Consider the following 14,879-nt stretch of genomic DNA (forward strand, 5'->3'; position numbering starts at 1 on the left):
GCTCAGGCTACACAAGCGCCCGCGCGATACCGGCGATGGCTGCAGGGCCGACACGACAGCATCCGCCGATGAAGCGCGCGCCCGCCTCCGCCCAGGAGTTCGTGAGCGCCGTGTCGAACTCGGGCTCACCGACCCATCGACGAGCTGCGCCATCCCAGATCTCGCCCGAGTTGGGATAGACGATGGCGGGCTTGCCGCTCGCCGCGATCGCGGACCGCACCGCCGGCAGCACGTCGCCGGGCGCGCAGCAGTTGACGCCCACGGCCACGATGCCACTATGGTCGGCGGCCAGCGCGAATGCCTCGGCGGCCGGCCGCCCGTCGCGCAACCGGTCCCCGGCGATGGTGCACGACAGCCAGGCGGGCGTCGCGAACTCGTCGGCGAGATCGAGGAGTACCGAGACCTCGTCGAGATCCGGGATCGTCTCGAGCGCGAACATGTCGGGGCCCGCGCTTGCCAGCAGCTCCATCCGCGGGGCGTGGAAGTCGCGCAGCGCGGTGCGACTCAGGCCGTAGCGGCCGCGGTACTCCGATCCGTCGGCGAGCACTGCTCCGTACGGGCCCACGGATGCCGCGACCAGTCGAACCGCATCGTCACCGGCGGACGCGGCGACGTCGTCGCGCACCTCGCGGGCGATCGTCACACTTCGGGTGATGAGATCCTTCGCCTCGGGGCGGGTCATTCCGGCGCGCTCGAACCCGGCGAAGCTCGCCTGATAGCTGGCGGTGGTGGCGACCTGCGCGCCCGCGTCGAAATACGCACGGTGCACGGCAGCCACCTCACCGGGCGCGTCGCGCAGCAGCCGCGCGGTCCAGAGTTCGTCGGTGAGATCGTGGCCGCGTTCGGCGAGCGCGTTGGAGAGCCCACCATCGAGCACGACCACCGCCGGTGTCCGCGACGTCTTCACCCACCCATCCTCTCCGACTCGAGGACCTGTGAGCGGTGCCCTCGCGGCGACGCAAACGTCGCGTCGAGGGCGGCTTCGAGATCTGCGAGCAGATCGGAGGTCTCCTCGATGCCCACCGAGAGGCGCAGGTGGCCGAAGGTGCGGAAGGGCAGCGGGTAGGTGGCGACGCGACCGCCTTCGGTCCCGGTGTGCACGATGAGCGAGTCGTCGTGCCCGAGGGAGAAGCCCGAGGTGATGAGTCGGAGGTTGGCGACGAACCGGTTCTGGGTGTCGGGGTCGCCCGCGACGGCGAAGGCGATCATGCCGCCGTAGCCGCGACCGCCGAACTGCCGCGTCGCCAGGGCATGCTCGGGGTGTGAAGGCAGGCCGGGATAGTAGACGTATTCGACTCGAGAGTCGTCTTCAAGGAACTCGGCGACGGCGAGCGCCGACGCCATGTGCTGCCGGAGACGCAGCGGCAGGGTCACCGACCCGCGATGGATCTGCCACGCGTTGAAGGGTGAGATCACTCCGCCCACGTCGACCATGGCGTCGGCCTTGATCGGCTCGATGAGCTCGCGTGAGCCGATGACGGCGCCTCCCATGGCGTCACCGTGCCCGTTGATGTACTTGGTCAGCGAGTGCACGACGAGATCCGCACCGTCGGCGAGCGGGCGGTAGAACGGCGGCGGCGTGAAGGTCGAGTCCACCATCAGGATCGCACCGGCAGCGCGGGTGATCTCCGCGATCGCGGCGACATCGGCCACCTTCGTGGTGGGGTTCGCGATGGCCTCGATGCAGACGAGCCGGGTGCTGGGGCGAAAGGCCGCGCGCAAGGCATCCAGATCGCCCACGTCGACGAACGTCGCCTCGATGCCGTATCGCTGGGGCAGAAGTTCGGTCCACAGTCGCCAGGTCGCCTCGTACGTGACGTCGCTGACGATGACATGGTCGCCGACGCGGACGTGCGTGAAGAAGACCGAATGCAGGGCGGCAACCCCGGATGCCAGCGCAACGGCGTCCTCCCCTCCCTCGAGGGCTGCGAGCTTGTCTTGCAGGCCGGCCTGGTTGACCCCCGTGTTGCGGGTGTACAGGCCCGGCGCGGAGGCCGACCAGCTAATGTCGCTCGGATCGTCGGGAAGCTCGTACGAGTTCGCCATCACCAACGGCGTGCGCAGCGCCTTCGTGGAGTCGAGGCGATTGCCGCCGTGCACGGCGAGGGTGAGGTCCGACAGGGTCTCGGCCCGTCGGCGGTCAGGCCGTTGCGACATTGCGTTCCTTACTGTGCGGCGAAGGGGATAGTGTGCGAGGGTCGGCAACCGATCGAAGGTTCCCGATCTAAGTTAGTGTGTGCAATTGACACTCGCAATTGCTAATCGTGCACGGAGGCATGGTGGCCGGACCGCACCTGGACGACATCGACCAGCAACTGCTCGCAGCGTTGACCGCGGATGCGAGGCTGCCGATGGTGACTCTGGCAGCCCAGGTGCATCTGTCGCGCAACGCGGTGCGGCAGCGCATCGAACGCATGGAGCGCGACGGCGTCATCGCCGGTTACACCGTCCTCCGGGGCGCCGCGTCGCGCCCGCGCGTGACCGCGATGGTCATGGTCTACCGCGTCGACCGCATGCGAGACGATCGGGTGATCCCCGCGTTGCGCGGCATCCCGGAGGTCACCCGCTGCGACGTGCTGTCGGGGGCGTACGACCTTTTCGTGACGCTGGAAGCCGACTCGATGGATCGCGTGGGTCAGATCTGGGAGCAGATCGCCGCCCTGCCGGGCGTGGCCGACACGGTGACCGCGGTCTCGCTGTCGCGGGCCATCGACCGGCGGTGACGCTGCCGCCCGGGAGTCCGGGCGGCAGCGCACCTCAGTGGGCCAAGAGCTCAGCTGCCTCTTCTCGCGACAGTCCGGTGTGCTGCGACACGGCGTCGGCGATCGGGATGCCGGTGCGAAGCGCGTGCTGAGCCGCCCGGGCGGCCGCCTCGTAGCCGATGGACGGCACCAGGGCCGTGACGGTGCCGACAGACGATGCCACGTAGCGCGCGAGCACGGTGTCGTTCGCTTCGATGCCCTCCACGCAGAACCGGCGCAGCGCCGAGACGCCGTTGGTCACCCAGCTCAGCGATTGCAGGAGCGAATGCGCGATGATCGGCTCGAAGGCGTTCAGCTGCAGCTGGCCGCTCTCGGCGGCGACGCCGATCGTGACGTCCGCGCCCATGACCGCGAAGGCGATCTGGTTCACCACCTCGGGAATGACCGGGTTCACCTTGCCTGGCATGATCGACGACCCGGCTTGGCGGGCGGGGAGGCGGATCTCGCCGAGACCTGCCTGCGGCCCGCTGGCGAGCAGCCGCAGATCGTTGCTGATCTTCGACAGCTTGATCGCGGTGCGGCGGAGCACCGCGGAGGATTGCAGGAAGGCGCTGACGTCCCAGCTGGCTTCGAACAGGTGCGCCGCCGGGGTCAGCGCAAGCCCGGAACGCTCGCGGAGTCGCTCGAGAGCGAGATCCCGATAGCCGGCCGGGGCGGTCACACCGGTGCCCACGGCAGTGCCGCCGAGGCTGCATTCCAGCAGCAGCGGCACGGTGTCGCCGATGCGCACCACGTCTTCGCGGATGGCGACCGCGAACGCGGCGAACTCGTCGCCGAGGGTCATCGGCACGGCATCCTGGAGCTGGGTCCGGCCGATCTTGACGATGGCGCCGAACGCGACGCTTCGCTCTTCGAACGCCTCGGCCAGGTCCTCCAGCTCCGGCACCAGCCGCAACAGTCCCTTCACCACGGCGATCTTGACCGCGGTCGGGTAGACGTCGTTGGTCGACTGGCTCCGGTTCACGTCGTTGATCGGGTGCACGACGTCGTAACGGCCGCGCGGCAGCCCCAGGTGCTCCAGGGCGGCGTTGGCTATCACCTCGTTGGCGTTCATGTTCGTGCTCGTACCCGCACCGCCCTGCAGGACGTCGACGCAGAACTGGTCGTGCAGCTCACCGGCGCGCACCCTTCGGCAGGCGAAGGCGATGGCCTCTGCCACTCCCGCCGGCAGCAGCCCGAGCTCGTGGTTGGCGGCGGCAGCAGCATCCTTCACGGTGACAAGGGCGTCGACGAGATCAGGATGCCGCGAGATCGGCGTGCTGCTGATCGTGAAGTTCTCCCGGGCGCGGGCCGTGTGCACGCCCCAATAGGCGTCGGCCGGCACCGCCAGCTCGCCGAGCGAATCGCGCTCGATCCGGGTTGTGGACGCGCTCATGCGTTGATGCAGACGACTTTGGGCTGGGTCATCTCCTCATACGCGAATCGCACGCCCTCGCGGCCCATGCTGCCGTACTTCGATCCGCCGAACGGCATGCTGTCGACCCGGTAGTCGGAGGAGTCGTTGATCATCACTCCTCCGGCCTCGAGCTTCTCCGCCACCCGCAGCGCCCGCGTGATGTCGCGGGTGAAGGTGGCAGCGTGCAGCGCGTAGTCGACCTCGTTCGCCTGCGCGATCGCCTGTTCCTCGGTCTCGAACCGAGACAGCACAACCACCGGCGCGAAGGCCTCGTCGGCCCACAGCTCGCACGAGAACGGCACTCCTTCGACGACGGTGGGCCAGTACACCGCGCCCTCCCGGCGGTGCCCCGCCAGCACGCGGCCGCCCGCCGCCACCGCGTCGTCCACGAGCCGCTCGGCGGCCTCCGCGGACGCGACGGAGATCATCGGGCCGACGTCGGTGGCCTCCTCGCGCGGGTCGCCCGCGCTGAGGGCGATCGTCTGCGCCGCGAACCGGTCGCGGAACTCTTCGTACACCGCGTCCTGCACGAGGATGCGCTGCGCGCCCACGCAGTTCTGCCCGGCCGCCCAGAACGCGCCCGACACGCACGCCTCGACCGCGGCCGGGACGTCCGCGTCGGAGAACACGATGACCGGAGCATTGCCACCCAGTTCCATCGCAAGCTTCTTCAGACCCGCGTTGCGGGCGATCGCTTCACCTGTGGCGAACCCTCCGGTGAAGGACACCATCCGCACCTCGCGGGCCGAGATGAGCGCCTGCGCCAGTTCACGGTCGCCGTGCACCACGGTGATGATCTCATCGGGGAGACCCGCGTCGATCAGCAGGTCGACGAGGAACCGTGCGGTCAGCGGGGTCAGCTGCGAGGGCTTGAGCACGACGGAGTTGCCGCCCGCGATGGCCGGACCGAGCTTGTGCGCGACGAGGTTCAGCGCATCGTTGTAGGGAGTGATGGCGACGATGATGCCCAGCGGCTCGCGGGTGAACCACCCGCGCCGGTTCTCCGAGCCTTCGAACGCGTCGAACGGGACGACCTCCCCCGCGTCGGAGCGAGCCGCGTCGGCAGACAGTGACAGCGTCATGACTGCGCGGGCGACCTCCTTCCGCGCCTGACGGAGCGTCTTTCCCGCCTCCCGCACGATCAGTCCCGCGGCGGTCTCGGCGCGCTCGCCCAGCAGCGTGGACGCGCGCTCGAGGATCTTGTGCCGCGAGAACCGCGACAGCGACCGTGACAGCCCGAACCCGGTGCGGGCGCGGTCCAGGATCTGCTCGAGCTGGACGGGGCCGGCCTGCGGGACGGTGCCGATCACCTCGCCGTCGAACGGATTCGTGACGACCAGGTCGGGGTATCCGGAGATGGTCTGTGTGTTCGCCATGACGCTCACCGCACAGCCTCGGCGCGAGCGCGCTGGTGCGCGTCGATCGCGATGATGTCCGACAGCAGCGCGTAGGCGGTCTCGATGCGACCCGCGCCGGGGCCGGAGACGGTCACCGTGCCGAGGAGATCGGTGTCGAACGAGACCGCGTTCGTCGGACCGCTGACGCTGGCGAGCGGGTGGGTCAGCGGCAAGGCGACCGGCTCGACCTTCGCGGTGACCGTTCCGGCGGCGTTGCGGAACGCCGACCCGATGAGCTTGTAGCGCTTGCCCTGCGCGGCGGCTTCGATGATGTCGGCAGCCGAGACCTCGGAGATCCCCCGCCGGGTCACGTCAGCCGTGGTGATGTCGGCGCCGAGGAGCTCGTTCGCCAGGATCACGACCTTCAGCTGGACGTCGGAGCCCTCGATGTCGGCCGTCGGGTCGGCCTCGGCGTAACCGAGCGCCTGCGCCTCCGCGACGGCGGCGTCCAACGTCATGCCCGACTCCATCTGACCGAGCACGTAGTTGCTCGTGCCGTTGAGGATGCCTTCGACCGCGTCGATGCGCAGGCCCCTGAGCGTCTCGGAAGCGAATCGCAGGATGGGCGTTCCGCTGACGACCGACCCCTCGTACTGGAAGGTGACGCCGTTCGCGGCCGCGAGACGGTTCAGCTCGAGCCCGCCCAGCGCGACCGGCCCCTTGTTGGTCGTGGTCACGCTCTTGCCGCTTTCCAGCGCGGCACGCACGTGCGAGATGCCCGGCTCACCGTCGATCGGGTTGGTGAAGGTGGCCTCGACCACGATGTCGGCCGTGCTGTTGCGGATCACGTAATCGTTCTGCGGCGCCGCCGTGCCACCCGGCTTGCCGGCGAAGGTCTCACCTTCGGACATCGCGAACACCTCGGCGAGGTCGATGCCGTCGGCCTGCATCAGCGAGCCCAGGCGGAGATCGGTGATGGCCACGACGCGCAGCGTGAAGCCGAGCTCGGTGGCGAGCTCGTCGCCGCGGTCGAGGATGATCTGCGCCAGCGCGCGGTTGACGCCGCCGAAGCCGATCAGCGCGATGTCATGACGGTTCACGTCGAGCTCCTTCAAGAGAGGGAAGAGGTTCGACCCAGCATCGCGGGCGGTCTGGTCAGCCCGCGCCTGCCAGATCGCTCCTGCAGAATGTCAAACTGACCGCCGCGCGGAAGGTCTGCCGGAATCGCCCCTGAACGCCGCGAATCCCCGTGCCCGTCTTGTGCACCGCGCACCGTGCCAGGTAATCTGCCCGACACATCGTGCGTGCACCATAGGCACATTGTTGTGATGATGTGGCACAGATTTCCCACACCCGACTTCTCACCCGAATGCGAGAACTCATGAGCCCGCTGCCCCAAGAGAGTGCGCTTCCGAACGCCCTCCCTCACACCACCGCCACCCAGGTGCCGCTGCGACGACTGCAGCGTTCCATGGACGCGCGCCACCTGATCATGATCGCCCTCGGCGGCGTGATCGGGTCCGGGCTCTTCCTGAGCTCGGGTTACACCATCAGCCAGGCCGGCCCGCTGGGCGCCATCATCGCGTACCTCATCGGCGCGTTCGTGGTCTGGCTGGTGATGGCGTGCCTCGGCGAGCTGGCGCTGGCCTATCCCGTGTCGGGCGCGTTCCACATCTACGCGGCACGCTCCATTGGCCCTGCCACGGGCTTCACCACCGCGTGGCTCTACTGGCTGTGCTGGGTCGTCGCGCTCGGCTCGGAGTTCACGGCATCCGGCATCCTGATGCAGCGCTGGTTCCCGGGCGTCGACGTGTGGGTGTGGTGCCTGATCTTCGCCCTGGGGCTCTTCACCATCAACGCCATCTCGGCGCGGGTCTTCGGTGAGACGGAGTTCTGGTTCTCGCTGATCAAGGTGGTCGCCATCGTCGCGCTCATCGTGTTCGGCGGCATGGCGATCTTCGGCTTCACGCCGCTGTCGAGCGAGCATCCCGCGGCTCCCCTGTTCAGCAACTTCGTCACCCCGGAAGGCCTGTTCCCGAACGGCGTCGCGGGCGTCGTCGTCACCGCCCTCGCCGTCTTCTATGCGTTCAGCGGCTCGGAGCTGATCGGCGTCGCCGCCGGAGAGACCAAGGATCCCGGCAAGAACATCCCCAAGGCCATCCGGTCGACCGTCCTCCGACTGCTGATCCTGTTCGTCGGGTCGATCACCGTCATCGCCGCGCTCCTCCCGTACGAGGACGCAAGCCTCACCAGCAGCCCGTTCGTGGACGTCTTCGAGTACGTGGGCATCCCCTACGCCGCCGACATCATGAACTTCGTCATCATCACCGCGCTGCTCTCCGCCGGCAACAGCGGCCTGTTCTCGTGCGCCCGCATGCTCTTCTCGCTCGCCGAGGAGGGCCACGCGCCGCGCGTGCTGCAGCGCCTGACGCGCCGGGGAATACCGCTGGTCGCACTCACCGTGAGCCTGGCGCTGGGCCTGGTCTCGCTGATCTCCAGCGTGATCGCCCCGCAGACCGTCTATCTCGTGCTGGTGTCGATTGCGGGATTCGCCGTCGTCGCCGTGTGGATGTCGATCGTCGCATCGCAGTTCTTCCACCGCCGCAGGTTCGTGCGCGAAGGCGGCGACGTCTCGGCGCTGCCCTACCGCACACCGCTCTACCCGGCCCTGCCCATCCTCGCCTTCGTGCTGCTGCTGGTCTCGCTCGTGGCCATCGCGTTCGACCCGAACCAGGTCGCGGCGCTGTACTTCGGGGTGCCCTTCGTCGGTCTCTGCTACCTGTACTTCTGGTGGCGCTACGGACGCCGCGGCGCGCGCCGGGTCGTCGCGGTGTCGGAGGAAGCCCCCGTCGACGAGGCGGACGACCCCGTCGCAGAAGAACCGGTCCGCCAGCCCCGCGGGTGATCGCGGACACCGACCACCGCCGCCCATGAGCACGACGCCCGCCTGGGTCGAGATCGACGCCGGTGCCATCGCCCACAACCTCGGCCTCGTACGCGGCGAGCTCGGGAGCACGACACGACTGTGCGGCGTGGTGAAGGCGGATGCCTACGGACACGGCATCTCGGTCGTGCTCCCGATCCTGATGGCGGCCGGCGTCGATGCCATCGGGATCACCTCCAATACGGAGGCCGAGGGGGCACGTCGACGGGGTTTCTCGGGACGCGTCATCCGCCTCCGGGCGGCGCTGCGCGAAGAGGTCGAAGACGGTGGCCGGTTCGATATCGAAGAGTGGGTGGGTGGTGGCGAGCACGCGCGTGTCGTGACCGCCGCCGCCCGCTCGCTCGGGCGCCCGGTCCGCGTCCACCTCTCCCTCAACTCCACGGGCATCAGTCGAGACGGCATGGACTGGAACGACGCGCAGTCGCAGCGGCACCTTCGTCGTGTCGCGGCGAGCCCCGAGCTCACCGTGGTGGGAATCTGCTCCCACTTCCCGTGTGAGGACGCCGCGGATGTGATGGCCGGCGCCCACGTCTTCCGCCATCAGGCCGGCGCCGCAGAGCGGCTCCTGGGCGCTTCCCGCGGGCTCCTCGAGAAGCACTGCGCCACCTCGTATGCGGCGCTGAGCGTTCCCGACTCACGCATGGACATGGTGCGGATCGGTGCAGCTCTCTACGGGGACACCTCGGCCGCAGCCCCCGGGCTTCGCCCCGCCATGCGCCTGGTGTCCCGTATCGCGGCGATCAACGCCTACCCCGCCGGCAGCACCGTCGGGTACGACCGAGCCGGACGGCTCGACCGTGCCGGCAAACTCGCCGTCGTGCCCCTCGGGTACGCCGACGGATATCCGCGTGTGCTCGGCGGTCGCGCGAACGCGCTCGTTCGCGGTGCCTTCGTGCCGGTGGTCGACCGGCTCGCGATGAACAGCCTGATCGTCGACGTCACCCATGTGCCCTCGGCCGGCGTCGGAGACGAAGTGGTACTTTACGGACGGCAGGGATCGGCACAGATCCACTCGGCCGACATCGAGCGGGCAAGCGGCACCATCGCCGCCGCGGCGTACACGGCGTGGGGTCGACTGAACCCACGCGTCGTCGTCAACGTGCCGGTCTCGGCGCCGACTCCCACTCCGTGACCAGACGGTGACCCCACCGGCCAGAAAGCACCGAACCATGAGCGCCCCTTCCTCGCTGCTGCAGGGCATCGCGCTGCTCGACGCGGCGATCGCGCAGGAGCGATCAGGTCGCCAAGGCCACAATGCCTCCCGCCTCTCCGAGGTGACCGGCATCGAACGCAGCCGCGTCTCGCGTCTCACCCGCGAACTGCGCGACCTGGGCTACCTCGACCGCGACGACACAGCGGTCTTCAGCGCGGGTGACGAGTTCTTCCGCGCCGCGGGCGCATTGAGCCGGCCGTGGCTGCGCGCGGCCCGCGAGGACCTGCGCGTCCTGGCCTCCCGGCTGGGAGTCTCGGCCCAGCTGATGGCGGCCGAGGGACCGGGCGCCATTCTGCTGCGCTCCGAGAAGGGTCCCGGTGTGTCGGCCGACTATCTTCGCCCTGGCATCGTGACCCCCATCTGGTGCACCGGTGCGGGGAGGGCACTGCTCTGGGACCACGCCCGGGCGGAGCTTCACGCCCTCCTCGACGACGTGCAGTTCGTCGGCGTCGGCGGTCCCGGTGCAGCGCGGTCGGTCGACGAGCTCCACCAGCGCCTCGAGCGAGATCGGGATCTCGGGATCGTGGACGCGCGCGAGGAGTACGTCGAAGGCGTGCAGGAGTATGCGCTGCCGATCCGCGATGACCGGGGCATCGTGGCATCCATCGGCATCAGCGGCGGGGCGCTCTCGGCGCGTCGTGCGAAGGAAGCGCAGAGCGCGCTCCTGGAGGCCCACACGCGTCTGACCAGCCTCATCCAGGAGCCCTGAGACCGAGCGGGCTCAGCTGGTCCGCGCGGCAGCGGCGCCCAGCGCCGCGGAGAGCCGGCGGGCCGCGTCGACGCACGCCGCCCCCAGCGCCGCCGACCTCGGCTCGAGCCGGTGGCGCTCTCCCACGATCTGCAGCCCCGCGATGACCTCGCCGCGAAAGTCCCAGACCGGCGCCGACACGGAGTACAGTCCCGGCTCCGCCTCCTCGGCCACGATCGCGTAGCCCCGGGTCCGCGCCTCTGCCAGCCGCGTGAGGAACTCGTCGACCGACGTCGCCGCGTTCGGGCCGGTGCTTCGGAACTCGGTGCGGCTGAACACTCCGCGGATCTCGTCGTCCGAGGCATCCCACAACACCGCCTGGCCCGCGTCGCTGCAGAACGCCGGGTACCCGCGGCCGATCCACGAACCGATCATGCGCGCGCCGGCCGGCACGCTCTCGACGATGGTGACCGTCGCGTCACCCTCCAGAACGCCCAGGAAGCACGCCTCTCCGACGCTCGCGGAGAGGTCGTCGAGGATCGTCAGGCCTTCGCTGCGCAGGCGCCGGTCGACCAGCTGCTCCGCGGTCGCATACCAGCCCCATGCCAGGTGGTAGAGGCCGTCCGGGCCGCGGGTGACGAGCCGTTCGCCTGCCAGAGCGGCGAGCGTGCGCGAGATCTGCGAGCGGTCGCGCTGCAGCTCCCGAGCGATGTCCTGGACGGATGCACCGCGTGCACTCGACGCCGACAGCTGGGCGACGCAGGAGAGCACGTCGATCCCTCTGCCCATGCTGGTCCGCTCGGGAACGAGATCCTCACGAAGCGACACAAGGAGAGGATATCCAGGGAATTGCGCGGCGGCGTCCGGAGCCGCGATCAGTGTCGGTCCGCGCCGGGGCACGGACGAACCGTGGCGGGCCCCCTGCGTCATCGGGGCCCGCCACGGTCGGTCCGCGTTGCTAGGACGCGGGAACCAGCACGCGGTCGATCGTGTGGATCACACCGTTGGTGGCGGGGATGTTGATCGCCCAGACCACGAGCCGAGGATCGGCGAGCGCCGGCGTCTCGTCGCGCAGCTTGACGCCGCGCGGCTCGACCATGCCACCGTTCGCCATGGTCAGCGAGCCTGCGGTGACGATCTTCACCAGGCCCAGCTTCTCGCCCGCCACCACGTGGTAGAGCAGGATGTTCGAGATCTGCTCGACGGTGAACGTCGACGTGATGGCCGCCAGCGCGTCGGCCTCGCTCGCCGGCACCGTGCCGGTGAGGTCGGTCACGAGTCGCAGGAACGCGCGGTCGTTCGGCGCGAACACCGTGTAGGTCTTGCTCGTATCTGCAAGCGCGCCGTTCAGACCCGTGGCCAGCACCGCCTGGACGAGGATGTCGTAGTCCCGGGGGTTGTCGTCGGGGGTGCCACCGCCGGATGCCGCGACCGCGACGTCGACGATCGTGCCCGTGGGCGCGGATCCGCCGGAGGCTTGCGCGGGCGTGGCCGCGAACACCAGCGCCAGAGCGGCGAGCGCCGCGATGGCCAGGCGAGACTTCTTCATGGTCCGATCTCCTTCGATGCGATGCCGGCACGGTCCGAACGGAAGGTGCCAGAGAGGTATTCGCCCGAACCTGAGGAGTTGGATGCAGCGGCCCAGAACTTTTTCGTCGGGCCGGGCCCGGCACGCCGAGCGCGGGCGTCCGCGCCGAACCCGGTGGTCAGCTGAAGTCGAGCTGCCCGCGGACGATCGAGTCGCCGGAATGGGTGGGATCGCCGTCGAGTGGCTCCTGGGAGACGTCGACGAGCACGTAATCGCGCAGGTCGACGTCGGCCGGAACGACGAACGTCCCCTTCCTGCCATCGAGCTCGCCCAGGCTCACGAGATCCGAGGCGTCGGCCGTGATGAGCCAGACCTCGCGGAACCCGTCGCTCTCGTCGACGTCGTCGAGGCTCACCGTGATCGTGCGCTCCCCGTCCGCGAGCTCGGTCACCTCGGCCGTTCCCATCGCGTTCGGGTGGGCGGGGAAGGCGGCCAGGGTCGCCGACGCGATCTCGACCGACTCCGGCGCTCTGACGAGGTTCCACACCCCGACGACCGCCAGCACCGCGGCGATGCTCGCCGCCAAGGCGAACAGCATCCGTCCGCCTCGGCGCCCGCGGCGCGGCTCTGGCGGTTCCTTCGTGACGGGGGGCGGAGGCACGACGGTCACATCGTCCTCCACCGCGGATGCCGCGGCCGCCGGCTGCGACCGCACCTCGTCGAGGATCCGCTCCCAGACCCGCTCCGGCGGCGTCTCGAGCTCGCCCAGGGCCACCGTGGATCGGCCGACCGCCACGGTGTGCTCGAGCTCGGCGAGCTCGAGCGAGCAGGCGTCGCACGTCGCGAGGTGTTCCTGCTCAGCATCCGTCAGAGATTGGCCGACGGCGACCAGCGCGAGGCGCTCGGGGTCAAGATGCGACATGAGGCACCTCCAATCGGTCGCGCAGTCGGGTGAGACTTCGGCGGATGTGACTCTTCACCGTACCGAGCGGCATGTCCAGGCGCGTGGCGATCTGCTGGTGGGTGAGGTCGTCGTAGAAAGCCAGCCGCACCACGCGCTGCGCGTCGGGCTCGAGACGGTCGATCTCGTCGGCCAGCAGCAGGCGGTCTCCGAGGTCGATGTCGGACGAGCTCGACTCGTCGGCGACGGCGAACTGCTGCAGCTTCTCCTGCAGCTCGCGCACGCGCCGGCGGGCCTCGAGGGTGTCGGCGATGCGCCGGCGCGTGATCGTGACGAGCCACGTCGACAGCCGGCCCTTCGCCGGGTCGTATGACGCGCGCGATGCCCAGGCCGAGACGAACGTCTTCTGCGTCACGTCCTCGGCATCCCCTCTGTCTCCGAGCACCCGCAGAGCGAGTGTGAACACGATCGGCGACCAGCGCCGGTAGATCTGCTCGAGAGCGCGCTCGTCGCCGGCGGCGAAACGGCCGCACAGCTCGCGCTCTTCGTCGTCGTCCACGCTGATTCCCCTTTGCTGCTCCGACGCCCTCGCCGGCTCACGTGATCGGGGTCGCGATCGCGACCACGTTGTCCGCGTAGCGGCCGGTACGGGAGTCGAATTCCCCACCGCATGTGATGAGCACGAGACTGCGCGTGCCCGATCGGGCGAACAAGTCCTTGACCGGCAGGTCTGCCTTCGGGTAGTAGCTGACGCTCTGCACCGCGTAGCGGCGCATGTTACCCGCGGCATCGGTCACCTCCACCACGTCCTCGGCAGTCAGGTCGCGCAGGCGGCTGAACGGCCCGATCGGGTACTGCGGCGAGTCGACGTGCGCCGAGATCACGACATTTCCATCGGATGCCGCGGGATCGGCGCCGAAGCGGTACCACCCGCCGATCGCGGGATCGGCCGGCAGCTCCATGAAGCCGCCGGTCTCGACGCCGACCGGCACCACCGGCACGTCGACATCGATCGAGGCGGCGACCACCCTGACCGGCGGCACCGGAGTGCGCACGGGAGACGGGGTGGCCGCCGCGACCGGCACCTCGACGGCGGGCGTGGGGAGCACCGTCGCCGTCGCAGAAGGTGCCGGCGCCGACGGTGCGACTCGTGGGGGTGAGGCGCATGCCGTCAGCGCGAGGGCGATCGCAAGAGAAGCTCCCACCCCTGCGACCGCCCTGGTCATCTCTCGGACCTTCAGCGCTGTGCCCGGCTGCGAGCGACGACGACACCGGATGCTGCGACCAGCACGGCCACGGCGATGCCGCCGACGGCCCACATCCACTGCTGGAACAGGTCGCGCTGCGCGAGCTGGCCGCCCGTGCCCGAGTTCACACCGTCGGGCGCGGAGTGCAGGCCCGTGATCGTCTGCACGGCGAGCTGGAGATTGCCCTTCTCGAGGCTTCCCCACGCATAGGCGATCGTGAGCACCCCCTCCTGCACCTCGAGGGGTGCGGGTCCGATCACGGGTTCGGTCGTACCGGCTGCGGCGACGGATGCCTCGATGGTTCCGGCAGCCAGATCCAGGGTCGCCTCCTCAGGATTGGCGAGTCCCTGGATCACGGCTGTTCCGCCCGCGAGCACGTCGACCTCGGGCGCGGCCGCATCGTGCCGCACGGTGAGGCGTCCCTCCCCCGCCGCGGTGGGCGACGTGTCGTTGACATATGGGGTGACCGTCGGCGCCGCACCGGAGGCGTTGAGGTGGGCGACCGCGGTGTAGTTCTTGCCCGCCTCGAGCGTCAGTGTCACGGGCCCCACCACGGGTGAGCTGGCGTCGGTGGCGTCCGTCGCCGTCAGTGCGACCTCGTAGGCGCCTGCGGGCAGATCGAGCGGCCCAGCCAGGTCGCCCGGCTGGAAGTCGTCGAGGGTGAGCTCGCCGTTGACGTAGACGTCGACCGGCGTATCGGGAACGCCGTGCAGTACCGAGAGCACGGCGTTGCCGCTCGTGGCGGCGGTTGCGGGGGCGCCCAGGCCGAGCGCGGCGACGATGCCGGCGGCGAGTCCCGCGAGAAGCGTCTTTCGCATGGTGATCCTCCTTCTCCGAGCGGCTCTTTCGCCGCCGTGTGAAGA

The 14,879-nt window shown here is 69.6% G+C and carries 15 protein-coding genes; 4 read left to right on the forward strand and 11 right to left on the reverse strand.

Annotated features, from left to right (window positions below; all coding sequences use genetic code 11):
• Positions 1 to 7 precede the first annotated feature (7 nt).
• Both mmuM and MRBLWH7_RS09195 read right to left on the reverse strand, forming a co-directional pair.
• Positions 8 to 907 carry a homocysteine S-methyltransferase gene (gene mmuM, locus MRBLWH7_RS09190; RefSeq protein WP_342001415.1) on the reverse strand — a complete coding sequence of 300 codons (900 nt, stop codon included), beginning with the start codon at positions 905 to 907 and terminating at the stop codon, positions 8 to 10.
• Positions 904 to 2,157 (reverse strand): aminotransferase class I/II-fold pyridoxal phosphate-dependent enzyme, encoded by a 1,254-nt coding sequence (locus tag MRBLWH7_RS09195; protein ID WP_342001417.1) that lies wholly within the window; start codon positions 2,155 to 2,157, stop codon positions 904 to 906. Before MRBLWH7_RS09195 ends, mmuM begins: the two co-directional genes overlap by 4 nt.
• Before the next feature lie 119 nt (positions 2,158 to 2,276).
• Between MRBLWH7_RS09195 and MRBLWH7_RS09200 the strand changes: the two genes are divergently transcribed.
• Positions 2,277 to 2,723, forward strand: a complete 447-nt coding sequence (locus MRBLWH7_RS09200; protein ID WP_342001419.1) for an Lrp/AsnC family transcriptional regulator — start codon at positions 2,277 to 2,279, stop codon at positions 2,721 to 2,723.
• A 34-nt stretch (positions 2,724 to 2,757) separates the two neighbouring features.
• On the opposite strand, the gene MRBLWH7_RS09205 is transcribed toward MRBLWH7_RS09200, so the two are convergent.
• From MRBLWH7_RS09205 to MRBLWH7_RS09215, 3 genes are read right to left on the reverse strand one after another with little or no spacing between them, the layout of a single operon-like run.
• Positions 2,758 to 4,137, reverse strand: coding sequence for an aspartate ammonia-lyase (locus MRBLWH7_RS09205; RefSeq protein ID WP_342001421.1), 1,380 nt, complete (start codon positions 4,135 to 4,137; stop codon positions 2,758 to 2,760).
• Positions 4,134 to 5,534, reverse strand: a complete 1,401-nt coding sequence (locus MRBLWH7_RS09210; RefSeq protein ID WP_342001987.1) for an aldehyde dehydrogenase family protein — start codon at positions 5,532 to 5,534, stop codon at positions 4,134 to 4,136. Before MRBLWH7_RS09210 ends, MRBLWH7_RS09205 begins: the two co-directional genes overlap by 4 nt.
• Before the next feature lie 5 nt (positions 5,535 to 5,539).
• Positions 5,540 to 6,595, reverse strand: a complete 1,056-nt coding sequence (locus MRBLWH7_RS09215) for a homoserine dehydrogenase (RefSeq protein ID WP_342001423.1) — start codon at positions 6,593 to 6,595, stop codon at positions 5,540 to 5,542.
• Positions 6,596 to 6,876: 281 nt separating this feature from the next.
• Here MRBLWH7_RS09215 and MRBLWH7_RS09220 point away from each other — a divergent pair, with 281 nt between their 5' ends.
• From MRBLWH7_RS09220 to MRBLWH7_RS09230, 3 genes are read left to right on the forward strand one after another with little or no spacing between them, the layout of a single operon-like run.
• Entirely contained in the window at positions 6,877 to 8,400 is a 1,524-nt protein-coding gene (locus MRBLWH7_RS09220; protein ID WP_342001425.1) for an amino acid permease, read from the forward strand.
• Between the two features lie 25 nt (positions 8,401 to 8,425).
• Positions 8,426 to 9,571 carry an alanine racemase gene (gene alr, locus MRBLWH7_RS09225; protein WP_342001427.1) on the forward strand — a complete coding sequence of 382 codons (1,146 nt, stop codon included), beginning with the start codon at positions 8,426 to 8,428 and terminating at the stop codon, positions 9,569 to 9,571.
• Between the two features lie 37 nt (positions 9,572 to 9,608).
• Positions 9,609 to 10,361 (forward strand): IclR family transcriptional regulator C-terminal domain-containing protein, encoded by a 753-nt coding sequence (locus MRBLWH7_RS09230; protein ID WP_342001429.1) that lies wholly within the window; start codon positions 9,609 to 9,611, stop codon positions 10,359 to 10,361.
• 12 nt (positions 10,362 to 10,373) lie between these two features.
• Here MRBLWH7_RS09230 and MRBLWH7_RS09235 read toward each other — a convergent pair whose 3' ends face one another.
• The 6 genes from MRBLWH7_RS09235 to MRBLWH7_RS09260 all read right to left on the reverse strand — a co-directional run bounded on the left by MRBLWH7_RS09235 (position 10,374) and on the right by MRBLWH7_RS09260 (position 14,834).
• The gene (locus MRBLWH7_RS09235) at positions 10,374 to 11,168 is read right to left on the reverse strand and encodes an IclR family transcriptional regulator (protein WP_342001431.1); all 795 of its coding nucleotides are present in this window, start codon (positions 11,166 to 11,168) and stop codon (positions 10,374 to 10,376) included.
• Positions 11,169 to 11,298: 130 nt separating this feature from the next.
• On the reverse strand, positions 11,299 to 11,889 hold the full coding sequence (locus MRBLWH7_RS09240) for a fasciclin domain-containing protein (RefSeq protein ID WP_342001433.1): 591 nt from the start codon (positions 11,887 to 11,889) through the stop codon (positions 11,299 to 11,301).
• Between the two features lie 157 nt (positions 11,890 to 12,046).
• Entirely contained in the window at positions 12,047 to 12,790 is a 744-nt protein-coding gene (locus tag MRBLWH7_RS09245) for an anti-sigma factor (RefSeq protein WP_342001435.1), read from the reverse strand.
• Positions 12,777 to 13,328 (reverse strand): sigma-70 family RNA polymerase sigma factor, encoded by a 552-nt coding sequence (locus MRBLWH7_RS09250; RefSeq protein WP_342001437.1) that lies wholly within the window; start codon positions 13,326 to 13,328, stop codon positions 12,777 to 12,779. The genes MRBLWH7_RS09245 and MRBLWH7_RS09250 overlap by 14 nt, the downstream gene beginning before the upstream one ends.
• A gap of 37 nt (positions 13,329 to 13,365) precedes the next feature.
• Positions 13,366 to 13,878 carry a class F sortase gene (locus MRBLWH7_RS09255; RefSeq protein ID WP_342001439.1) on the reverse strand — a complete coding sequence of 171 codons (513 nt, stop codon included), beginning with the start codon at positions 13,876 to 13,878 and terminating at the stop codon, positions 13,366 to 13,368.
• 128 nt (positions 13,879 to 14,006) lie between these two features.
• Entirely contained in the window at positions 14,007 to 14,834 is an 828-nt protein-coding gene (locus tag MRBLWH7_RS09260; protein ID WP_342001441.1) for a DUF4397 domain-containing protein, read from the reverse strand.
• Positions 14,835 to 14,879 lie beyond the last annotated feature (45 nt).

The organism is Microbacterium sp. LWH7-1.2, assembly GCF_038397755.1.
GTDB lineage: Bacteria > Actinomycetota > Actinomycetes > Actinomycetales > Microbacteriaceae > Microbacterium.